The following is a 20,994-nucleotide window of genomic DNA, read 5'->3' on the forward strand; positions in this document are numbered from 1 at the left end:
TCGGGCTTGGTGTTGGAGTGCCCTTAGAATGTGGGTGATGCCGGCGCGAATACTCTGCCATGGCAACCTGCCTCACAAGGGAGCAAATTGCATGCCAGTGCCCCGAGATGGGTTTTCTGCCCCAAAATCACGCTTTATACGGCGGATTCGGTCAAATGCCGGCATCTGGCGCACTGCAATGTAGCGTCTTTGCCAATAAATGACCCGTTTTGGTGCATCGAAAACCTTCTGCACATTAACTGGTTAAACCTTGAGCAATTTCCGCTATAATCCGCGCCCCCCTTTTTCGGCTGGCCCAGCGCGCGCTGTTTTCATGAAACTAATCGTTAAAGTTTTCCCGGAAATCACCATCAAGAGCCGCCCGGTTCGGACGCGTTTCATCCGTCAGTTGGCGAAGAACATCCGTGCCGTGCTCCGCGACCTGGACCCGGCCGTGGTGGTCAATGGTGTATGGGACAACCTCGAGCTGGAAACCGCCGTCAGCGAGCCCAAGGCCCTGAAGGACATGACCGAGCGCCTGGGCTGCATGCCCGGCATCGCGCATTTCCTGCAGGTCGACGAGTACCCTCTGGGCGACTTCGACGACATCGTTGCCAAGTGCCACCAGCACTTTGGCGAGTCCCTGGCGGGGAAGGTTTTTGCCGTGCGCTGCAAGCGTGCCGGCAAGCATGAATTCAGCTCCATGGACGTGGAAAAATACGTCGGCAGCCAACTGCGTCGGCAGTGCGGCGCCGCCGGAATTTCCCTGAAAGCGCCGGAAGTTGAAGTGCGGATGGAAATTCGCGACCAACGGTTGTTCGTGATCCACAGCCAGCACAATGGCATCGGCGGCTACCCGCTGGGCGCCCTGGAACAGACCCTGGTGCTGATGTCCGGCGGTTTCGATTCCACGGTGGCGGCCTACCAGATCATGCGCCGCGGCCTGATGGGGCATTTCTGCTTCTTCAACCTGGGCGGGCGTGCCCATGAACTGGGCGTGATGGAAGTTGCGCACTATATCTGGAAGAAGTACGGCAGCTCCCAGCGCGTGCTGTTCGTCAGCGTGCCGTTCGAGGAAGTGCTCGGGGAAATCCTCGGCAAAGTCGACAACAGTCATATGGGCGTCATTTTGAAGCGTATGATGTTGCGTGCCGCGTCGAGCATCGCCGACCGCCTGCACATCGACGCGCTGGTCACCGGCGAGGCGATTTCCCAGGTGTCCAGCCAGACCTTGCCGAACCTCTCGGTGATCGATTGCGTGACCGACAAGCTGGTGCTGCGTCCGCTGATCGCCAGCCACAAGCAGGACATCATCGACCTGGCCGTGGAGATCGGCACCGCCGACTTCGCCAAGCACATGCCGGAGTACTGCGGGGTCATCTCGGTGAACCCCAAGACCCATGCCAAGCGCCATCGCGTCGAGCATGAAGAGAAAGAATTCGACATGGCCGTGCTCGAGCGTGCGATCGAGCGGGCCAAACTGGTGCCGATCGATCGGGTGATCGATGAGTTGGGCCAGGATGTGCAGATTGAAGAAGTCAGTGAAGCGCTGGCCGGTCAGATCGTCATCGACATCCGTCATCCGGATGCCGAGGAAGATGACCCGCTGGACTTGGCTGGCATCGAAGTAAAAGCGCTGCCGTTCTATGCATTGAACGCCCGCTTCAAGGAACTGGACCCTACGCGCCAGTACCTGCTGTATTGCGACAAAGGCGTCATGAGTCGCCTGCATGCTCACCATCTGCTCAGTGAGGGACATGCCAATGTGCGCGTTTATAGACCGAGCTAAGTGCCCGGGGATGTTTGCCTGTGGCTTGCGTCACCGTCCCCCCGACGCCGCCGTAAAGCTGTAACGGCAAAGCCTGACTCTATTGTTAATCGCTGCCATAACTTGTCAGCACACCGAATCCTCTGATCGAGATACACAAGTGATCGAAAATCTACGCAACATCGCCATCATCGCCCACGTTGACCACGGTAAAACCACCCTGGTAGACAAACTCCTGCGTCAATCCGGCACCCTGGAGCGCAACGAGCTCAACGACGAGCGCGTGATGGACTCCAACGACCAGGAAAAAGAGCGCGGCATTACCATTCTGGCGAAAAACACCGCCATCAACTGGAACGGCTACCACATCAACATCGTGGACACCCCGGGCCACGCCGACTTCGGCGGCGAAGTTGAGCGCGTAATGTCCATGGTCGACTCCGTGCTGCTGCTGGTCGACGCTCAAGACGGCCCTATGCCGCAAACCCGTTTCGTGACCAAGAAGGCTTTCGAAGCCGGCCTGCGTCCAATCGTGGTGATCAACAAGGTTGACCGTCCGGGCGCGCGTCCTGACTGGGTTCTGGACCAGATCTTCGACCTGTTCGACAACCTCGGCGCTACCGAAGAACAGCTGGACTTCAAAGTCGTCTACGCCTCGGCCCTGAACGGCATTGCCGGTCTGGACCACACCGAAATGGCCGAAGACATGACCCCGCTGTACCAGTCGATCGTCGACAACGTGCCAGCGCCAAGCGTTGACCGTGACGGTCCGTTCCAGATGCAGGTTTCCGCTCTGGACTACAACAGCTTCCTGGGTGTGATCGGCGTTGGCCGTATCGCTCGCGGTCGCGTCAAGCCGAACACCCCGGTGGTGGCCATCGACGTCAACGGCAAGCGCCGCAACGGTCGTATCCTCAAGCTGATGGGTCACCACGGTCTGCACCGTGTAGACGTTGAAGAAGCAGCTGCCGGCGACATCGTCTGCATCAGCGGTTTCGACGAGCTGTTCATCTCCGACACTCTGTGCGACCCGACTGTTGTCGAAGCGATGAAGCCACTGAGCGTTGACGAGCCAACCGTTTCCATGACCTTCCAGGTCAACGACTCGCCATTCTGCGGTAAAGAAGGCAAGTTCGTGACCAGCCGTAACATCAAGGAGCGTCTGGACAAGGAGCTGCTGTACAACGTTGCTCTGCGCGTTGAAGAAGGCGACTCGGCTGACAAGTTCAAGGTTTCCGGCCGTGGTGAGCTGCACCTGTCGGTACTGATCGAAACCATGCGTCGCGAAGGCTTCGAGATGGGCGTTGGCCGTCCTGAAGTGATCATCCGTGAAGTTGACGGCGTGAAGCAGGAACCCTTCGAAAACGTCACCATCGACATCCCTGAGGAATCCCAGGGCAAGGTCATGGAAGAAATGGGCCTGCGTAAGGGCGACCTGAGCAACATGGTTCCGGATGGCAAGGGCCGTGTACGCCTGGAGTACAACATCCCGGCTCGTGGTCTGATCGGTTTCCGTAACCAGTTCCTGACCCTGACCAACGGTGCAGGCATCCTGACCTCGATCTTCGATCGTTACGCTCCAATGAAGTCCGGCCACATGTCCGGCCGTCAGAACGGCGTACTGGTATCGGTAGAAACCGGCAAGGCCCTGACCTACTCCCTGGAAACCCTGCAAGCGCGCGGCAAGCTGTTCGTCGAGCACGGCCAGGAAATCTACAACGGTCAGATCGTTGGTCTGAACAGCCGTGACAACGACCTGGGCGTCAACCCTACCAAGGGCAAGAAGCTCGACAACATGCGTGCTTCGGGTAAAGACGAAACCATCGCCCTGGTTCCACCTGTTCGCTTCACCCTGGAACAGGCTCTGGAATTCATCCAGGACGACGAGCTGTGTGAAGTGACTCCTAAGTCCATCCGTCTTCGCAAGAAGATCCTGGACGAAGGCGAGCGTACTCGCGCTGCCAAGAAAGCCAAGAACTGAGTCTTTAGTTCCGGCTGAATGAAAACGCCCCCGGCCTTGCGGTCGGGGGCGTTTTTTTTCGCCCGGAGAAAACGCCGGAGCCTCAGTTGTAGCCGCTGCCGAGCCTGCGATACAGCGACCGCTCGCGCAGCGGCCGCCAACCCGGGCGGCGAGTGCTACCTGAACGGTCGTGGTGGCTGTTTTGCGGCTGCATTGCAGCCGATCGCAGTTGCAGCCTCGGGGCGGCTACAGCAGCGACGGGGGAGGCTCAGAAGCGTTCCAGGGTCCGGCTGCTGGTATTGGTCGGACGCACCTGGGGCTTGGGCTTGTAGGCGCAGTAGCCCGGACGCGGACCGATCTTCGGGTGGTTGCGGCAGGTGTCCGGGCGCTTGTCATAAATGGTGCACAGGCGGCTTTTACGATCCAGATACAGGCAGTCGTTGTTGCTCATGCGCTGCAGGGTGAAGATTTCCGACTTCTGGTTGTAGCGCTCGACGATGCCTTCCTTCTGCAGGCGCTTGGCGATGTTCTTCGCCGGCTCGCCGCGTTCGAATTCATCGACGATGCCAATGCGGATCAGGTCCTTGATCTTCACTTCCACCGGCAGGGTGCAGCAGCTGGACATGCAGGAACCGCACATGGGCGCAGAGTATTTGGCCCAGGTATCGAGACGATCGATTTCCGCGGCGGCGATCAGGTTGGACTTCATCAAGGTGGTTTTTCCGGCATGTTCCAGGGCGCGCGATCATACCGGGACTGGTGGATTTTTGAACAACTTTGTGTCGGATTTTTCGTCATGTGGCGCCGTTCAATGCCTGGCGGCACGGCATCTGCATCTTTTCCCCGGCTGGCGCAGAAGACTCTCTCTTTGACCGAGCCATTTGAAACAGCGTCGAACCAGAGCCTTTGCCTTCTGTCAGACCGACTAGGCTCAGACAATTCCATGCTCACTGTGTATCTCGTCAGAGGTCGTATCGATGACTCAGGAACCCCTTGTTCGTGACGCTGAGGTGGCCGCTTTCCGCGAAGCCGTCTTGACCAAACTCACCTACGCGGTAGGCAAAGACCCGGATCACGCCTTCGACCACGATTGGTTCGAGGCCATTGCCCTGGCCGCGCGGGACCATATGGTCGACCACTGGATGGATCACACCCGGCAGATCTACCGCAAGGGCCAGAAGCGGGTGTACTACCTGTCCCTGGAGTTCCTGATCGGCCGCCTGCTGTTCGACAGCCTGAGCAACCTCGGGCTGCTGGAGGTGGCCCGCGAGGCCTTGACCGACCTCGGGGTGGACCTGGAGCGCATCCGCTTGCTCGAGCCCGATGCGGCCCTGGGCAATGGCGGCCTCGGGCGCCTGGCGGCGTGCTTCATGGAGAGCATGTCGACCCTGGGCATCGCCGGGCATGGCTATGGCATTCGCTATGAACATGGGCTGTTCCGCCAGGCCATCGTCGACGGCTGGCAGCAGGAGCAGACCGAGCACTGGCTGGATTTCGGCAACCCCTGGGAGTTCGAGCGCCCGGAGGTGATCTACTCCATCGGTTTTGGCGGCAGTGTCGACACCGTGACCGACGAGACCGGCAATAGCCGACAGGTCTGGTGGCCGGGGGAAACCGTGCGCGCGGTGGCCTACGACACGCCGGTGGTGGGCTGGCGCGGGGCCAGCGTCAACACCCTGCGCCTGTGGCGGGCCCGGGCCATGGAAGACCTGCACCTGGAGCGCTTCAACGCCGGCGACCACCTGGGGGCGGTGGCAGAAGTGGCCCGGGCCGAAAGTATTTCCCGGGTGCTGTACCCGGCCGACAGCACCGAGGCCGGCCAGGAGCTGCGCCTGCGCCAGGAGTATTTCTTTGTTTCGGCATCGCTGCAGGACCTGTTGCGGCGCCACAAGAACATGCACGACTCGGTGCTCAGCCTCGGCGAGCATGCGGCGATCCAGCTCAACGACACCCACCCGTCTATCGCCGTGGCCGAGCTGATGCGCCAGCTGGTGGACCTGCACGGCATTGCCTGGGATGCAGCGTGGCAGGTCACCGTGGAAACCCTGTCCTACACCAACCACACCCTGCTGCCCGAAGCCCTGGAAACCTGGCCGGTGGGCCTGATGGAACGCATGCTGCCGCGGCACATGCAGATCATCTACCTGATCAACGCCCAGCACATCGACGCCCTGCGGGCCAAGGGCCTGCATGATTTCGACGTGCTGCGGGCAGTGTCGCTGATCGAGGAAGACAACGGCCGCCGGGTGCGCATGGGCAACCTGGCGTTTCTCGGCTCCCACAGCGTCAACGGCGTGTCCGGGCTGCACACCCAGTTGATGCGCAGCACGGTGTTCTCTGAACTGCACAAGCTGTACCCCGAGCGGATCAACAACAAGACCAACGGCATCACCTTCCGCCGCTGGCTGTATCAGGCCAACCCGCAGCTCACCGAGATGCTGGTGGAGGCATTGGGCCCTGAGCTGCTGGACAGCCCAGAGGAACTGCTGCGCGGGCTTGAGCCTTTTGCCGAGAAGCCGGCGTTTCGCAAGCAGTTCGCCGAGCAGCGCCTGCACAGCAAGCGCGCCCTGGCAGCGATCATCCACGAGCGCCTGGGCATCGCGGTCAACCCGGCGGCGCTGTTCGATGTGCAGGTCAAGCGCATCCACGAATACAAGCGCCAGTTGCTCAACCTGCTGCACACCGTGGCGCTGTACCAGGCGATCCGCGCCGAGCCGGAAACCGACTGGGTGCCGCGGGTGAAGATCTTTGCCGGCAAGGCTGCCGCCAGCTATCACCAGGCCAAGCTGATCATCAAGCTGACCAACGATATCGCCCGTACGGTGAACAACGATCCGACCGTGCGCGGGTTGCTCAAGGTGGTGTTCCTGCCCAACTACAACGTCAGTCTGGCGGAGAGCATCATTCCGGCCGCCGACCTGTCGGAGCAGATTTCCACTGCGGGGTTCGAGGCCTCGGGCACCAGCAACATGAAGTTCGGCCTCAATGGCGCCCTGACCATCGGTACCCTGGACGGCGCCAACGTCGAGATGTGCGAGCAGGTCGGCGCCGAGCACATGTTCATCTTCGGCCTCAGCGCCCAGCAGGTGGAGGCACGCAAGCGCAACGGCGAATTCAGTGCCGGGCCGGACATCGCGGCTTCCCATCGTCTCAACGATGTCTTGCAGGCCATCCGGGGCGGGGTGTTCTCCCCGGATGATCCGTCGCGCTACACCGGGCTGATCGATTCGCTGATCGACTACGACCGCTTCCTGGTCTGCGCCGACTTCGATGCTTACTGGAGTGCCCAGGCGCGGGTCGAAGAGCGTTGGCACGACACCAAGGAGTGGTGGCGCTCGGCGGTGCTCAACAGCGCGCGGATGGGCTGGTTCTCCTCGGACCGGACCATTCGCGAATACGCCACGCAGATCTGGAAGGCGCTGGACTGATTGACCAGGAAAACTCTGGAACTGTGCGCGAGGCCCAACGTTTGTTGGGCCTTGTCGCTATACTGACGCGGTTTTTTAGCCCTCTGTTCGTGTCTTTTGGCGGATATTCAACTTCAAACACAAGCGCATGCCTGCCTGCAGGCGTAGGCTGGCCGCAATGCCGCCAGGGCAAGGCGCATAACAAAACGCTGCTCCTGTCCTTCAATGGACTGCTTAGGGATGTCGACACATGCAATGGATGTTCATGGTGTTGGGGGTCGTGCTGGGCTGGATCGTTGACGAGTCGTTCGGCGATGCCCTGATTGGCGCGTTTGTGGGCCTGGCCATCGGCTTGGCCTTGCGTCTCGGCACTGTGCAGCGACAGGTCGCCGGCCAGCAGCGTGAACTGGAGCAGGCCAAGGTGGCCCTCTCCACGCTGGGGCAGCGACTGGCTCAGCTCGAAGCCGCTGGCCCTCCACCTGCCGAGCCGATGCCCGAGCCGCAGGCTGCCGCCAGCCATGCGCCGGCTCCGGAACCGGCCAGCGCCTTCAGCCCGGCAGCAGAGTCGGCACCGCTGCCAGAGTTCATTCTCGACGAAGTCCAGCCCGTTGCACCGGCACCCGCTGCGGTGGAACTGGTCTGGGAGCTGCCGGCCGCAGTACGGCCGGCAACCGACAGCAGCCAGCCCTTGCCCGATTCGGTCTGGCAATCCCAGGTGCCACCTGCGCCTGGGCAGCCACTCGAGCCTGCGCCAGCGCTTCCACGGGAACCGAACCTGATCGAACGCGCCATCAACGGTGCGCGCAACTGGCTGTTCGGCGGCAATACCGTGCTGCGGGTCGGTGCGGTGCTGCTGTTTCTCGGCCTGGCCTTCCTCCTGCGCTATGCCACTGAAGGCATGGTGGTGCCCATCGAACTGCGTTACGCCGGGGTCGCCGCCTGCTCCCTGGGCCTGCTGGGCCTGGGCTGGTGGCTGCGCCGACGCAACAGCAGCTACGCCTTGATGCTGCAAGGCACCGGGATCGCGGTGTTGTACCTGACGGTGTTCGCGGCGATGCGCCTGCACCCGTTGCTCGACCCTTCCGCCGCCTTGGGCCTGCTGGTGGCGGTGACGCTGTTTTCGGCGATCCTGGCCGTGACCCAGGATGCCCTGGGCCTGGCGGCCGCTGCGGCGCTGGGCGGGTTTGCCGCGCCGATCCTCACCTCCACCGGCGCCGGCAGCCATGTGGCGCTGTTCAGCTACTTCGCCCTGCTCAACGCCGGCATCCTGGCCATTGCCTGGTTCAAGGCCTGGCGCCTGCTGAACTTGATCGGCTTTGTCGGCACCTTCGGCATCGGTTTTGCCTGGGGCCTGCGTTCCTATGCCCCGGAGCTGCTGTGGAGTACCGAGCCGTTCCTGATCCTGTTCTTTGTCATGTACCTGGCCATCGGCCTGCTGTTCACCCGGCGCAAGCTGCAGGAGATGACCGATGCACCGGCGGACGACAGCCGCCAGGCGCTGCTGCACTGGTCGGCGCGCAAGGGCGACTACGTCGACGGCACGATGTTGTTCGGCCCGCCGCTGGTGGGGTTCGGCTTGCAGTTGGCGCTGGTTCAGCACCTGGAGTTTGCGGCCTCCTTCAGTGCCCTGGCGCTGGGCCTGATCTACATGCTGCTGGCCCGGGTGCTGTTGGGCGGGCGGGCCATGCTGCTGGGTGAAACCTGCCTGGCCCTGGGGGTGATTTTCGCCAGCCTGGCGATTCCCCTGGGCCTGGATGCACGCTGGACCTCCGCCGCCTGGGCGGTGGAAGGCGCGGGAATATTCTGGCTCGGCCTGCGCCAGCAACGGCCGCTGGCTCGGGCTTTCGCTCTGTTGTTGCAAGTGGGTTCGGCCCTGGCCTTCCTCAGTGAGCTGCGTCCTGGCGATACCAGCCTGCTGGCCGGGGCGCCGTTGGGGGCATTGCTGCTGGGCATCGCGTTGCTGTTCAGCTTCGAGCAGTTGCGGCGAGCGCAGAAGACCCAGGTAGCGAGTTGGGAGCTGGGCATTGCGCCGATCCTGGCGGTGGCCGGGCTGGCCTTCCTGTACTTGCTGGCGCCGTTGTTCCTGTTCACCCAGGGCACCGCCATCAGTTGGGCGCTGGCCGGGTTGGCGACGCTGTTCGTCGGCCTGCGCCTGCAATCGCGGACCTTCCTGTTCACCGCCTTCGCCGTGCAGCTGTTGGGCGGTGCGCTGTTCCTGATGCGCCTGCAAGGCGCCGGCGGCGATGCCGGTGCGGTATTCAGTGCTGGCTGGAGCGGCTTGATGAGCGCTTCGCTGATTGGCCTGGCGCTGATCGGCGGCATGCTCCTGGCGGCCCGCGATGACATGGTGCGCAGTGACCCGCGGCTGCTGCGGGGCCTGTCCCTGGTGCTGCTGGCCGGGTTGGTGATGATCAACCTGGCGGTGCTGTTCGTCCTGCCCTGGAACACCGCCAGTGGTGTCTGGGCGGCCAGCGGCCTGCTGATCATCTGGCTCAGCCTGTACCTGCAGCAGCGGGCCAGTTTTGTCTTCGGCCTGGTGCTTCAGGTGATTGGCGGCAGCACCTTCCTGCTGGCCGGTTCGGACGGGTATTTCGTGGCGCTGGCGGATGCTGCGCGGCCCCTGGCCAATGGCGACTTCTGGACGCCGATGGTCCTGGCCCTGGCGGCCCTGGTGGGTGCCTGGCGTTTGCAGCGGGGCAACCATGGCTCGGCCTTCGATGCCTTGAGCCTGGGCCGTCTGTCCGACCTGTTGCTGGCCTGGGGCGCTTGCTGGTGGGCCTTTACCTGGCTCAAGGAAGTGCTGCGCTTCGCTCCGGCCCATTGGCAGGCCAGCCTGCTGTTGCTGATTGCCGCGGCCAGTGTGCTGCTCTGGGCGCTGCTGGCGGTACGCCTGAAATGGTCGTCCCTGGGCTTGCTGTGCAGCCTGTTGATACCGGCCGCTGGCCTGGTGCTGCTGGCGTCCTGGGCGCCGCGCTATCACCCGGCGGCGGATTTCGGCTGGCTGGCCTGGACCCTGCTGTTCGCCGTGCACTTCTTCAGCCTGCGGCGCCTGGCGGCGCTGTTGCCGGAACGGGTGGCGAGCATCGCCCATGTGCTGGGCTGCTGGTTGCTGATCGGCGTGCTGGCCCTGGAACTGCGTTTTGGCCTGCTGCTGTTGTCCGAGCAGTACAACGCCTGGCGCTGGCTGGGCTGGGCGCTTCTGCCGAGCCTGTACCTGGTGGCGATGGCCGCACCGCGCAACTGGCCGTGGCCGGTCTCCGCCTATTCCCGGGAATACCGCCTGTATGCCGCACTGCCCCTGGCGGTGTTGATGCTCGGCTGGTTCTGGCTGGCCAATACCTTCAGCGATGGCCGAGCCGAGCCGCTGCCCTACCTGCCGCTGCTCAACCCGCTGGAGCTGGGGCTGCTGTTCGCCCTGTTCGGCGTCTATGTCTGGTCCCGCAGCGCGGTGCAGGAACTGGCGATCCGCGCCGATTACGCCGAACGCGCCACGCAACTGGTGGCGGGGCTGTCGCTGTTCGCCTTCTTCACCGTGCTGGTGATGCGCGCGGCCCACCATTGGAGCGGCGTGCCGTTCCAGGCGGATGCGTTGCTGGAGTCGATGATGGTCCAGGCCGGGTTGTCCATCGTCTGGACCCTGATTGCCCTGGGGTTGATGATCGGCGGCCATCTGCGCCATCGCCGCGAAGTCTGGCTGATTGGCGCCGTGCTGATCGCGCTGGTGGTGGCCAAACTGTTCCTGGTGGAGCTGAGCAACCGTGGCGGCTTGGCGCGGATCGTCTCGTTTATCGGGGTGGGAGGATTGCTGCTGGTGGTGGGCTATTTCGCCCCGTTGCCGCCCAAGCGTGTCGAGGCTGAAGCCGAGCCCGGCAAACCGTTGAATGAAGGAGTGTCGTCGTGATTTCGAAGCTGAGCCTGGGCTGGTTGGGGGCTGTTGGCCTGTGTGTGGCGCTGTCTGCCGTGGCCCAGGACAAGCCGGGGGATTTCAAGTCCCTGGTGCCCTTGAACCTGAGCGGCGAAGGCCCCTGGTATCGCCTGGAGTTGCCGCTGGCGGTGCAGCTGCATGCCAGCCAGACCGACCTGCAGGATATTCGCGTGTTCAACGCCGCCGGCGAGCCCCAGGCCTATGCCCTGGCGCGCCAGCAGGCGCAAACCCGCGAGCAGCGCCATCTGACCGAGGTGAAGTGGTTCCCGCTGTACAACTCGCTGGATGCTGCCGACAGCCCCCCCAGTGTGCGGGTGCAGTCCACCAGCAATGGCACCCTGGTGGAGGTCCAGCCCTCCACCCAGCTGGAGGCCGGCGAGGAAGTCCTGCGCGGCTGGCTGCTGGACGCCAGTGCGATCAAGGCGCCGTTGCAGCAACTGGTGCTGGACTGGACCAGCGAGCGCGACGGCTTCCAGCGCTTCAGCATCGAGGCCAGCGACGACCTGCAGCACTGGCAGGCCTGGGGTGAAGGCCAGGTGGCGCGCCTGTCGTTTGCCGACGAGCGGGTCGAGCAGCATGAGGTGGCCTTGCCCGGGCAGACGGCGCGCTACCTGCGCCTGTTGTGGAACACCCCGCAGGCGGCGCCGGTGCTGACCTCGGCGCAATTGCAGAGCAGCACCACCAGCAGCCTGCCGTCGCCGCTGGTGTGGTCGCAGCCCCTGGGCGGCAGCAGTTCCAAGGCCGGCGAATACACCTGGCAGTTGCCCATGGGCCTGAACCTGGAGCGGGTGCGGATTGCCCTGACCCAGGCCAACAGCCTGGCCCCGGCCACGCTCTATGGGCGGCGTGAAAGCAGCCTGCCGTGGCAGCCCCTGGGCAACGGCCTGCTGTATCGCCTGACCCAGAGCGGCCAGGACGTGCAACAGAACGAACTGCAGCTGCCGGGGCAGACCGTGCAGCAACTGAGGCTGGTGGTGGACGAGCGCGGCGGCGGCCTGGGGGCCGAGGCCCCAAGCCTGGAGTTCGCCGTGCGCGGCACCCAGCTGGTGTTCCTGGCCCGGGGCGAGGGGCCTTACACCCTGGCCCTGGGCAACCCTACCGCGAGCGCGGCCAACCTGCCCCTGGCGACCCTGATCCCCGACTACAGCCCACAGCGCCTCAAGCAGTTGGGCCAGGCCCGGGTCGAGGGCACGATGCAACTGACATCGGCGACTGGCGCACCTGCCGCTGCCGTGGCGGCCGGCGGGCCGGACTGGAAGAAGATCGGCCTGTGGGCGGTATTGCTCCTGGGGGTGCTGGCCCTGGGCGGCATGGCCTTCAGCATGTTGCGCAAGCCGGCAGCCTGAGGCGGGTACTTGTGCGAGGGCGCGGGCTGCCGCTGGGGCGGCCGGTGCTCCGGGGCGCAGCTGCGCCGATGGCAACAACCCCATTCCCGCAGCCAAGCGACGGCGACAGGTTTTACGAGCGCAGCGCGGCCGAGCGGCAGCCAGCTCCCGCGCCACGGATGCCCAGCGTGTCTGGGGTTTTTGACTACGCTGAAACCGGCGCCTGAACTCTATCTGCCGGTTCCCTGTCTGAGAGGAGGAAATGCGCCTCGACTCGCGTTAAACTGCGCGGGTTTTTAGCCCCCCATTCCTCCGGAGCCTTCCATGTCCCGCGTTACCCTGAGTCGCTATTTGATTGAGCAGACCCGCAGCAACAACACTCCTGCCGATCTGCGCTTCCTGATCGAAGTGGTGGCGCGTGCTTGCAAGGAGATCAGCCACGCTGTGTCCAAGGGCGCCCTGGGCGGTGTCCTGGGCAGCATGGGTACTGAAAACGTGCAGGGCGAAGTGCAGAAGAAGCTCGACGTGATCTCCAACGAGATCCTCCTCGAAGCCAACGAATGGGGCGGTCACCTGGCCGGCATGGCGTCCGAGGAAATGGACAATGCCTACCAGATCCCGGGCAAATACCCGAAAGGCGCCTACCTGCTGGTGTTCGACCCGCTGGACGGTTCGTCGAACATCGATATCAACGCGCCGGTCGGCACCATCTTCTCGGTGCTGCGCTGCCCGAACGAACACCTGAGCCAGAACGAAGCCCTGAACGAAAAGGCCTTCCTGCAGCCAGGCACCCAGCAGGTCGCCGCCGGTTACGCCATCTACGGCCCGCAGACCATGCTGGTGCTGACCCTGGGCGACGGCGTCAAGGGCTTTACCCTGGACCGTGAAATGGGCAGCTTCGTACTGACCCACGAAGACATCAAGATCCCGGAGTCCACCCAGGAGTTCGCGATCAACATGTCCAACCAGCGTCACTGGGAAGCGCCGGTACAACGCTATGTCGGCGAACTGCTGGCAGGCGAAGAAGGCCCGCTGAAGAAAAACTACAACATGCGCTGGGTCGCCGCGATGGTCGCCGACGTGCACCGTATCCTGACCCGTGGCGGTTTGTTCATGTACCCACGTGACAGCCGTGAGCCGGAGAAACCGGGCAAGCTGCGCCTGATGTACGAAGCCAACCCGATGTCCTTCCTCATCGAGCAGGCGGGCGGTGCTTCCAGCAACGGCCACCAGCGCATCCTCGAGATCAAGCCTGAAGGCCTGCACCAGCGTGTGGCGGTGTTCCTCGGTTCGAAAGAGGAAGTGGCTCGCGTAACCGCTTACCACAAGGAATAAACCATGCTTGCGCCCTGGCAGCCTCTGCTCCAATGGTGGTTCGGTCTGGCCGATAAACCGGCCGAGATAGTGGCTGACAAGGGGCGTCTGTGGTTTGGCAAGCGCGACAGCCAGGACCTCGAGGCCCGCGAGCGCTTCGGTGACCTGGTGGAGCAGGCCCTGGCCGGCGGCTTGAGCGAGTGGGCGCAGGATCCGCAAGGTTGGCTGGCCCTGGTGCTGCTGCTCGATCAGTTGCCGCGCATGATCTACCGCGACACCCCCAAGGCGTTCGCCGGCGATCCCCGGGCCCAGGCACTGGTGGCCCAGGGCATCGCCGCGGACCTCGACCGGCGCCTGCCGGCCATGCGGCGCAGTTTCATCTACCTGGTGTTCGAGCATTGCGAGCACCTGGCAGTGCAGAACGAAGGGGTCTCGCGCTTTGCGGCCCTGCACGATGAACAGCCGGCCGAAGATCGCCCGGTGTTCGCCGACCATCTGGACTACGCCGAACGGCACCAGAAAGTCATTGCCCGCTTCGGGCGCTTCCCCCATCGCAATGAAATCCTCGGCCGTGAATCCACCGCCGAAGAACTGGCGTTCCTGAATGAGCCCGGTTCGCGCTTCTGACGGCCGGCCAGCATCACTTCTCCATTCGCCATAGGCGCTTCATCAGCAGTGACTGCAGATCCTTGCGTGTGTCGGCACTGATGTGGATAAAGACCCTGCTCTCCCGCACTTCGTAGATCACCCGGCTCATGCCCCACAGTACCTGGCGCTAGTGGCGCAGATTGAGCTGCTGGATTTCGTCAGCTACTACGCCAGGCTTGGGTAGGGAATCGACTGGTCAGGTAGTGTCTGAGCTCTTTGAGGTCGTGTTCTGCCGAATGCAGAATGACCACCTTGAAGATCATTGCGGGTCGTCCTGCTCCTGCTCGGCAAACACCTGCCCTGTATTACGCAACTGGCCGGCTTCAATCTCCCGGTGGCCCAGGGCCAAAAGCCTCAACATGGCCAGGGTCGCTTGCTGTTTCTCAAAGCTCTGTACATCCATGACCAGCCGCTTGGCTTCAGCATTCTGGGTAACAACCTGCGGCTCGCGGCTCGCCGTCCGTTGCTTGGCGATCTCGGCGGTGTGGTTTTTCAGGTAGCTGATGAGCTTGATCTGGGATGAAAGCTTCATGGGGCAGCTGGAAAGGCAGGGCTGAGCTTAGTCTTAATCCAGTTCTGTTGGGGGCGTACAGACCCGTGACTGTAGGGCTGAATGTCCGCGATCGAATGATTTCGCCGGCACGTCGGCTCCTGCGGGAGGGTGGCAGGAGCCGCTTGCCGGCGAAGTGGTTTCTCAGATCCGGAAGCTGCCCACCAGGTGCTGCAGGCGCTTGGCCTGTTGTTCCAGGTCGGCGCAGGCGCGCAGGGTGGCCTGCAGGTTTTCCACGCCCTCCTGGTTCAAGGTGTTGATCTCGGTGATGTCGACGTTGATCGACTCCACCACCGCGGTCTGCTCTTCGGTGGCGGTGGCCACCGACTGGTTCATGCCGTCGATCTCGCCGATGCGCTGGGTCACGCTGCCCAGGCGCTCGCCAGCCTGATTGGCGATGCCGACGCTGCTTTCGCTCTCGCGCTGGCTTTCGGTCATGGTGCCCACCGCTTCGCGGGCGCCCACCTGCAGTTCTTCGATCATCTTCTGCACTTGCTGCGCCGAGTCCTGGGTGCGGTGGGCGAGGTTGCGCACTTCGTCCGCCACCACCGCGAAGCCACGTCCGGCTTCACCCGCCCGCGCCGCTTCGATGGCGGCGTTGAGGGCCAGCAGGTTGGTCTGTTGGGAAATGCTGGTGATGACCTCGAGGATCTGCCCGATGTTCACCGTGTTGCTGTTGAGGGTCTCGATGTTGTCGCAGGAGCTGCTGATCTTTGCCGACAGCTGATGCATGGCCGCGATGGTCTGGTCCACCACCTGCTGGCCGTCTTGCGCCAGGCTGCGGGCGTCGCTGGAATGCTGGGAGGCGAGGGCGGCGTTCTGGGCGATTTCCTGGGCGGCGGCGCCCAGTTGATTGATGGCCGCGGCCACGCTGCTGGTGCGTGAGGCCTGCTGGTCGGAGTTGAACATCGACGAGTTGGAGGCCGCTACCACCCGCAGCGCCACTTCGTTGACCTGGCCGGTGGCCGAGGAGACCTCGCGGATCGAGCTGTGGATGCGCTCGACGAAGCGGTTGAACGACAGGCCCAGGGTGCCGAATTCGTCGTGGCCGTGGATCACCAGGCGCTTGGTCAGGTCACCTTCGCCTTCGGCGATGTCATGCATGGCCCGGCCCATCAGGTGCAGGGGCTGCATCAGCATGCGGATCAGCATGCCCAGCAGGCCGATGATGATCACCACCGCAATCAGCATGGCGATGATCGCCGAGGTGCGAAATTCGCTGAGCATGCCGTAGGCGGTGTCCTTGTCCAGGACCAGGGCCACGTACCAGTCGGCCGAGGGCACGCCATTGATGTGGGTGAAGGAGATGAACTGGGTCTTGCCATCCAGTTGCACTTCCTTCAGGCCGGGACTGATGCGCGGCGCGCCAGCGGGATAGGCCTCGGCCAGGCTCTTGAGCACCTGCTTGCTGTCGGGATGGATCAGGATCTTGCCATCGGCGCTGACGATGAAGGCCTGGCCATGACCGCCGAAGTTCAGGGAGTTGATGATGCTGCTGATGTTCGACAGGTCGATGTCGGCACCGGCCACGCCGATCATCTGGTTCTGGTGCTGCACCGGGGTGGCGACGGTGATCACCAGCTTGCCCGACGAAGCGGCGATGTAGGGTTCGGTGACTATGGTCTGCTGGGCGCTGTTGGCCGCCTTGTACCAGCCGCGGGAGCGGGGGTCATAGTCGGCGGCGCGGTTGCCGGCGGGCACCGAGAACATCACGCCGTCCTGGCCGCCGAAGTAGCTGAGCTGGAAGTTGCCGGTGTAGGCGGGCAGGCCGATGCTGCGCTTCAGGCTATCGGTGCCGCTGCCATCGACGGCGATCTGCTGGGCCAGGGACTGCAGCAGCTGGATGCGACTTTCCAGCCAGGTCTGGATGTTGCTGGTGGTCAGGCTGCCCAGCTCCTGCATCGATGATTCGGTACTGCTGCGCAGGGCCTCGCGCTGTCGATAGTCGTTGAACAGAATAAAACAGGCGAACGCGACGGCGACCACAAGGGCGGCGGCCAGCAGGATCTTGTGGCTGAACTTCATATTTCTGGTCATTAAGTGAACTACCGCGAGGGGCTGGTCAACGAGGGGCGTCAATTTGCCACAGTAGAGGGCTTTGCGCTGCAGTTATGTCGACTGGCCAGCATCGAACATGAGGCCATCGCCGGGAAAGCCGACGAAGTGCAGGCAGCGGGAAAAAGGTGATTGATTTGCAGAGGAAAATGCCCGAGTTGCCAGGCAACAAATACCCGGCGCTGCGGGGAACCAGATGGGGGTTTTCTCTTCTAAGCTTCTGGTTGGCCGCCAGGCCTTCCCCCTTTTGTCCAGGAGTTCACCATGTCCCTGCGTTCTCTCGCTCTGTTGTCGTTCTGCGTGCTGCTGGCCGCGTGCAGCAAGGTCAATCAGGAAAACTATTCCAAGCTGTCGGCGGGCATGCCCAAGGCCGAGGTAGAACAGCTGCTGGGCAAGCCAACGGACTGTTCAGGCGCGCTGGGCATGTCCAGTTGCACCTGGGGCGACAAGAACAGCTTTATCAGCGTGCAGTATGCCGGTGACAAGGTGCTGATGTTTTCCGGGCAAGGCCTGAAGTAAAAACCGGGGCTTCGGGCCCACGGGAGAAAAATAATGATGCGTTTTGTATTCACTCTTCTGGTCGGCCTGCTTTTGGCCGGCTGCGCCACGTCCCGGGACGATTCGCTGGCGCCCAAGACCGTCAACCACGTCGATCTCAAGCGTTACCAAGGGACCTGGTACGAGCTGGCGCGGTTGCCGATGTATTTCCAGCGCAACTGCGCGCAATCCGAGGCTCGTTACACCTTGCTCCCGGATTCCACGGTGGCGGTGCTCAATCGCTGCCTGACCCCGCAGTGGAAGTGGGAAGAAGCGCGTGGCACGGCGACACCGCAGGTGCCGGGCAAGACCGACAAGCTGTGGGTCCAGTTCGACAACTGGTTCTCGCGGCTGCTGCCAGGGGCGACCAAGGGCGACTACTGGGTGCTGTATGTCAGCGATGACTACAAAACCGCGATTGTCGGTAACCCCAACCGGCGCTACCTGTGGCTGCTGTCGCGTACGCCGGAAGTCAACGAGACGGTGCGTGAAGAGTTGCTGAGCAAGGCTCGCCAGCAGGGTTATGACACCACGCGGCTGATCTGGCGGGTGTCGGATTCGGCCATGGCCCAGACTTCGAAATAAGCTCATCCGTAGGAGCCGGCTTGCCGGCGAAGGCGCTCGTGAGAATGCTTTCGCCGGCAAGCCGGCTCCTGCGGGTTGGGGTCAGTTGAGCAGGTCGCGCAGGACCTGGGTGAAGGCCCGGCTACTGTCTTCTTCGGCAGCGTGGCGCCCGTCACGCACCAGCCACTGGCCACCCACCATCACGTCCCTCACCTGGCGGTCGCCGCCGGCAAACAGCCAGCGGTTGAGAATCCCGTCGCCATCGGCGGTGGCCAGATAGGGGTCGTTGCCATCGAGCACCAGCCAGTCGGCGCGCTTGCCCACCGCCAAGGCGCCGATGGCCTGCCCCAGGGCCTGGGCGCCGCCGTCCAGGGCTGCGTCGTACAGGGTCCGGCCGACCATGGGCTGGTCCGGGCGATACAGGCGGTTGCGCCGCTGATCCCGCAGGCGCTGGCCGTACTCCAGCCAGCGCAACTCTTCCACCAGGCTCAATGACACATGGCTGTCGGAACCGATACCCAGACGGCCCCCTTGAGCGAGGAAGTCCACCGCCGGGAAGATGCCGTCACCCAGGTTGGCCTCGGTGGTCAGGCACAGGCCGGCAATGGCCTGGCTCCTGGCCATGAGGCTGACTTCCTCGGCGTTGGCGTGGGTGGCGTGCACCAGGCACCAGCGCTGATCCACCGCGACGTTTTCATACAGCCATTGCAGCGGACGCCGCCCGCTCCAGCCCAGGCAGTCATCGACTTCCTTCTGCTGTTCGGCAATGTGGATGTGCACCGGGCATTGCTGGTCGCTGGCGGCCAGCACTTCGCTGATCTGTTGCGGGGTGACCGCCCGCAGGGAATGAAAGCACAGGCCCAGTTGCTGGTTGGCCTGCTGGGCCAGCAAGGGCTGCAGGTGTTGCTGCAGCTTGAGGTAGTTGTCCGTGCTGTTGATAAAGCGGCGCTGGCCATCATTGGGTGTCTGGCCGCCGAATCCCGAGTGGCTGTACAGCACGGGCAGCAGGGTCAGGCCGATACCGCTGCTGGCGGCTGCCTGGCTGATGCGCCGGGACAGTTCGGCAGGGTCGGCATAGGGCTGGCCGTCGGTGTCGTGATGCACGTAGTGGAACTCGGCCACCGAGGTATAGCCGGCCTTGAGCATCTCGATGTACAGCTGGCGAGCGATGATCTCCAGCTGTTCGGGGCTGATCTTGCCCACCAGGCGGTACATCAGGTCGCGCCAGGTCCAGAAGCTGTCATTGGGATTGCCGGCCACTTCCGCCAGCCCGGCCATGGCCCGCTGGAATGCATGGGAGTGCAGGTTGGGCATGCCCGGCAGCAGCGGGCCCTTGAGCCGTTCAGCACCTTCTGCGCTGGCATTGGCCTGCAGGTGAGTCAGTCGCCCGTCGGCACCGACCTCAAGACGTACATGGTTGGCCCATCCATCAGGCAGCAGTGCGCGCTCGGCAAAGAAGGCGGACATGGTTCAAGCACCCCATCGTAGGTTGTTTGTTATTTGTATATACATATACAGACGTTTGCCTGCCCGGTAAACTCCGGCAAGCTAGCCTCTTTCTCCGACCAACAAGGACCCATCGTGCCGACTCCGACTGCCACCTCGCTGCTGGCTGCCCATCTGGGCGATAGTCCGGCGCCCTTGTATGCCCGCGTCAAACAGATGATCACCCAGCAGATCGAGAGCGGAAACTGGCCGCCGCACTACCGTGTCCCGTCGGAAAGCGAGCTGGTCAGCCAACTGGGCTTCAGTCGCATGACCATCAACCGCGCACTGCGGGAGATGACTGCCGAAGGCATGCTGGTGCGCATGCAGGGCGTGGGCACTTTCGTCGCCGAGCCCAAGAGCCAGTCGGCGCTGTTCGAAGTGCACAACATCGCCGACGAGATCGCCTCCCGTGGCCATCGCCACACCTGCCAGGTCATTACCCTGGGCGAGGAGGCTGCCGGCTCCGAGCGTGCGCTGGCCCTGGACATGCGCGAAGGGCAGAAGGTCTTCCATTCGCTGATCGTGCATTTCGAGAACGACATCCCGGTGCAGATCGAGGATCGCTTCGTCAATGCGCTGGTGGCACCGGAGTATCTCAAGCAGGATTTCACCCTGCAGACTCCTTATGCCTACCTGTCCCAGGTGGCGCCGCTGACCGAGGGCGAGCATGTGGTGGAGGCGATTCTCGCCGAGCCCGAGGAATGCCGGCTGCTGCAGATCGAGCGGGGCGAGCCGTGCCTGCTGATCCGCCGTCGCACCTGGTCCGGGCGCCAGCCGGTGACGGCCGCGCGCCTGATCCACCCCGGTTCCCGTCACCGCCTTGAAGGACGCTTTCATAAATGATCCAGTCCACGCTGTTACGTGCCGCCGACTACCCGCGCATGCCCTGGAAGAACGGCGGTGGCAGCACTGAAGAGATCGCCCGCGATGCCGGCGCCGGCCTGGATGGCTTCGGCTGGCGCCTGTCGATTGCCGACATTGCCGAGTCCGGTGGCTTTTCCAGCTTTGCCGGGTATCAGCGGATCATTACCGTGCTGCAGGGCTCGGGCATGCAGCTCAGGGTCGATGGCGAGGAGGTGCGGCCCTTGCTGCCCTTCGATGCATTCGCCTTCAAGGGCGACAGTCAAGTGGACTGCACCTTGCTCGACGGGGCGATCCGCGACTTCAACCTGATCTATTCCCCCGAGCGCTACAGCGCCCGTTTGCAGTGGCTCGATGGCCAGCAGCGGTTCTTTACCCAGGCGCACAGCGTGCTGGTGTTCAGCGCGGCCGAACAGGTGTGGGTGGATGTCAATAACGCGCCCGTGCAGGCCTTGGGTCGTTATGACTGCCTGCACCTGGACGGCAATCTCCAGGTGCTGGAAATCGCCCTCGACGGGCATTGCTGCGTGATCGAGCTCAGCGGCGTCTGATCCATCCGCGGTTTCCCCCGGCCTGGGGGCATTGCAGAACTCCCTCTCTCCCTTGATCTGTA

At 63.4% G+C, this 20,994-nt stretch carries 16 protein-coding genes and 1 pseudogene; 12 read left to right on the forward strand and 5 right to left on the reverse strand.

The features are described 5' to 3' along the window. Positions 1-313 precede the first annotated feature (313 nt). Both thiI and typA read left to right on the forward strand, forming a co-directional pair. Entirely contained in the window at positions 314-1,768 is a 1,455-nt protein-coding gene (gene thiI / locus U873_RS0121745; RefSeq protein WP_025130241.1) for a tRNA uracil 4-sulfurtransferase ThiI, read from the forward strand. Between the two features lie 139 nt (positions 1,769-1,907). After that, positions 1,908-3,728 carry a translational GTPase TypA gene (typA, locus tag U873_RS0121750; protein ID WP_025130242.1) on the forward strand — a complete coding sequence of 607 codons (1,821 nt, stop codon included), beginning with the start codon at positions 1,908-1,910 and terminating at the stop codon, positions 3,726-3,728. A gap of 247 nt (positions 3,729-3,975) precedes the next feature. Here typA and U873_RS0121755 read toward each other — a convergent pair whose 3' ends face one another. Beyond that, positions 3,976-4,416, reverse strand: a complete 441-nt coding sequence (locus tag U873_RS0121755; protein ID WP_025130243.1) for a YkgJ family cysteine cluster protein — start codon at positions 4,414-4,416, stop codon at positions 3,976-3,978. Between the two features lie 268 nt (positions 4,417-4,684). Between U873_RS0121755 and U873_RS0121760 the strand changes: the two genes are divergently transcribed. From U873_RS0121760 to U873_RS0121780, 5 genes are all read left to right on the forward strand, one after another. Beyond that, on the forward strand, positions 4,685-7,135 hold the full coding sequence (locus U873_RS0121760) for a glycogen/starch/alpha-glucan phosphorylase (protein WP_025130244.1): 2,451 nt from the start codon (positions 4,685-4,687) through the stop codon (positions 7,133-7,135). A gap of 229 nt (positions 7,136-7,364) precedes the next feature. Further along, the gene (locus tag U873_RS0121765) at positions 7,365-11,015 is read left to right on the forward strand and encodes a DUF2339 domain-containing protein (RefSeq protein ID WP_025130245.1); all 3,651 of its coding nucleotides are present in this window, start codon (positions 7,365-7,367) and stop codon (positions 11,013-11,015) included. Then, a complete protein-coding gene (locus tag U873_RS0121770) occupies positions 11,012-12,385 on the forward strand; it encodes a DUF3999 domain-containing protein (protein ID WP_025130246.1) in 1,374 nt (457 codons plus the stop codon). Before U873_RS0121765 ends, U873_RS0121770 begins: the two co-directional genes overlap by 4 nt. Positions 12,386-12,688: 303 nt before the next feature. Further along, positions 12,689-13,699 carry a class 1 fructose-bisphosphatase gene (locus U873_RS0121775; RefSeq protein ID WP_025130247.1) on the forward strand — a complete coding sequence of 337 codons (1,011 nt, stop codon included), beginning with the start codon at positions 12,689-12,691 and terminating at the stop codon, positions 13,697-13,699. Positions 13,700-13,702: 3 nt separating this feature from the next. After that, on the forward strand, positions 13,703-14,305 hold the full coding sequence (locus U873_RS0121780) for a DUF924 family protein (RefSeq protein WP_025130248.1): 603 nt from the start codon (positions 13,703-13,705) through the stop codon (positions 14,303-14,305). Positions 14,306-14,585: 280 nt separating this feature from the next. Here the strand turns inward: U873_RS0121780 and U873_RS0121790 are convergent, their stop codons facing one another. From U873_RS0121790 to U873_RS37635, 3 genes and pseudogenes are all read right to left on the reverse strand, one after another. Then, positions 14,586-14,858, reverse strand: coding sequence for a type II toxin-antitoxin system Phd/YefM family antitoxin (locus tag U873_RS0121790; protein WP_025130249.1), 273 nt, complete (start codon positions 14,856-14,858; stop codon positions 14,586-14,588). A 162-nt stretch (positions 14,859-15,020) separates the two neighbouring features. Further along, positions 15,021-15,785 carry a methyl-accepting chemotaxis protein gene (locus U873_RS37630; protein ID WP_371261331.1) on the reverse strand — a complete coding sequence of 255 codons (765 nt, stop codon included), beginning with the start codon at positions 15,783-15,785 and terminating at the stop codon, positions 15,021-15,023. A 93-nt stretch (positions 15,786-15,878) separates the two neighbouring features. After that, positions 15,879-16,913 (reverse strand): annotated as a pseudogene (locus U873_RS37635) (cache and HAMP domain-containing protein); the annotation flags it as partial. 3 nt (positions 16,914-16,916) lie between these two features. Between U873_RS37635 and U873_RS36990 the strand changes: the two are divergent. The 3 genes from U873_RS36990 (at position 16,917) to U873_RS0121810 (ending at position 18,053) form a co-directional block, all read left to right on the forward strand. Continuing rightward, positions 16,917-17,063: a hypothetical protein gene (locus U873_RS36990; RefSeq protein ID WP_177330301.1), complete on the forward strand. Its 147-nt coding sequence runs from the start codon at positions 16,917-16,919 to the stop codon at positions 17,061-17,063. Positions 17,064-17,195: 132 nt separating this feature from the next. Continuing rightward, entirely contained in the window at positions 17,196-17,450 is a 255-nt protein-coding gene (locus U873_RS0121805) for a hypothetical protein (RefSeq protein ID WP_011058771.1), read from the forward strand. A gap of 33 nt (positions 17,451-17,483) precedes the next feature. Further along, a complete protein-coding gene (locus tag U873_RS0121810; RefSeq protein ID WP_025130251.1) occupies positions 17,484-18,053 on the forward strand; it encodes a lipocalin family protein in 570 nt (189 codons plus the stop codon). 81 nt (positions 18,054-18,134) lie between these two features. Here the strand turns inward: U873_RS0121810 and U873_RS0121815 are convergent, their stop codons facing one another. Next, positions 18,135-19,499 carry a formimidoylglutamate deiminase gene (locus U873_RS0121815; RefSeq protein ID WP_025130252.1) on the reverse strand — a complete coding sequence of 455 codons (1,365 nt, stop codon included), beginning with the start codon at positions 19,497-19,499 and terminating at the stop codon, positions 18,135-18,137. A gap of 195 nt (positions 19,500-19,694) precedes the next feature. Here U873_RS0121815 and hutC point away from each other — a divergent pair, with 195 nt between their 5' ends. Next, the gene (hutC, locus tag U873_RS0121820) at positions 19,695-20,363 is read left to right on the forward strand and encodes a histidine utilization repressor (protein ID WP_256244710.1); all 669 of its coding nucleotides are present in this window, start codon (positions 19,695-19,697) and stop codon (positions 20,361-20,363) included. After that, positions 20,360-20,932, forward strand: a complete 573-nt coding sequence (locus U873_RS0121825) for a HutD family protein (RefSeq protein WP_025130254.1) — start codon at positions 20,360-20,362, stop codon at positions 20,930-20,932. The genes hutC and U873_RS0121825 overlap by 4 nt, the downstream gene beginning before the upstream one ends. Positions 20,933-20,994: the final 62 nt, after the last annotated feature.

Source organism: Pseudomonas sp. PH1b (genome assembly GCF_000633395.1).
Lineage (GTDB): Bacteria > Pseudomonadota > Gammaproteobacteria > Pseudomonadales > Pseudomonadaceae > Aquipseudomonas.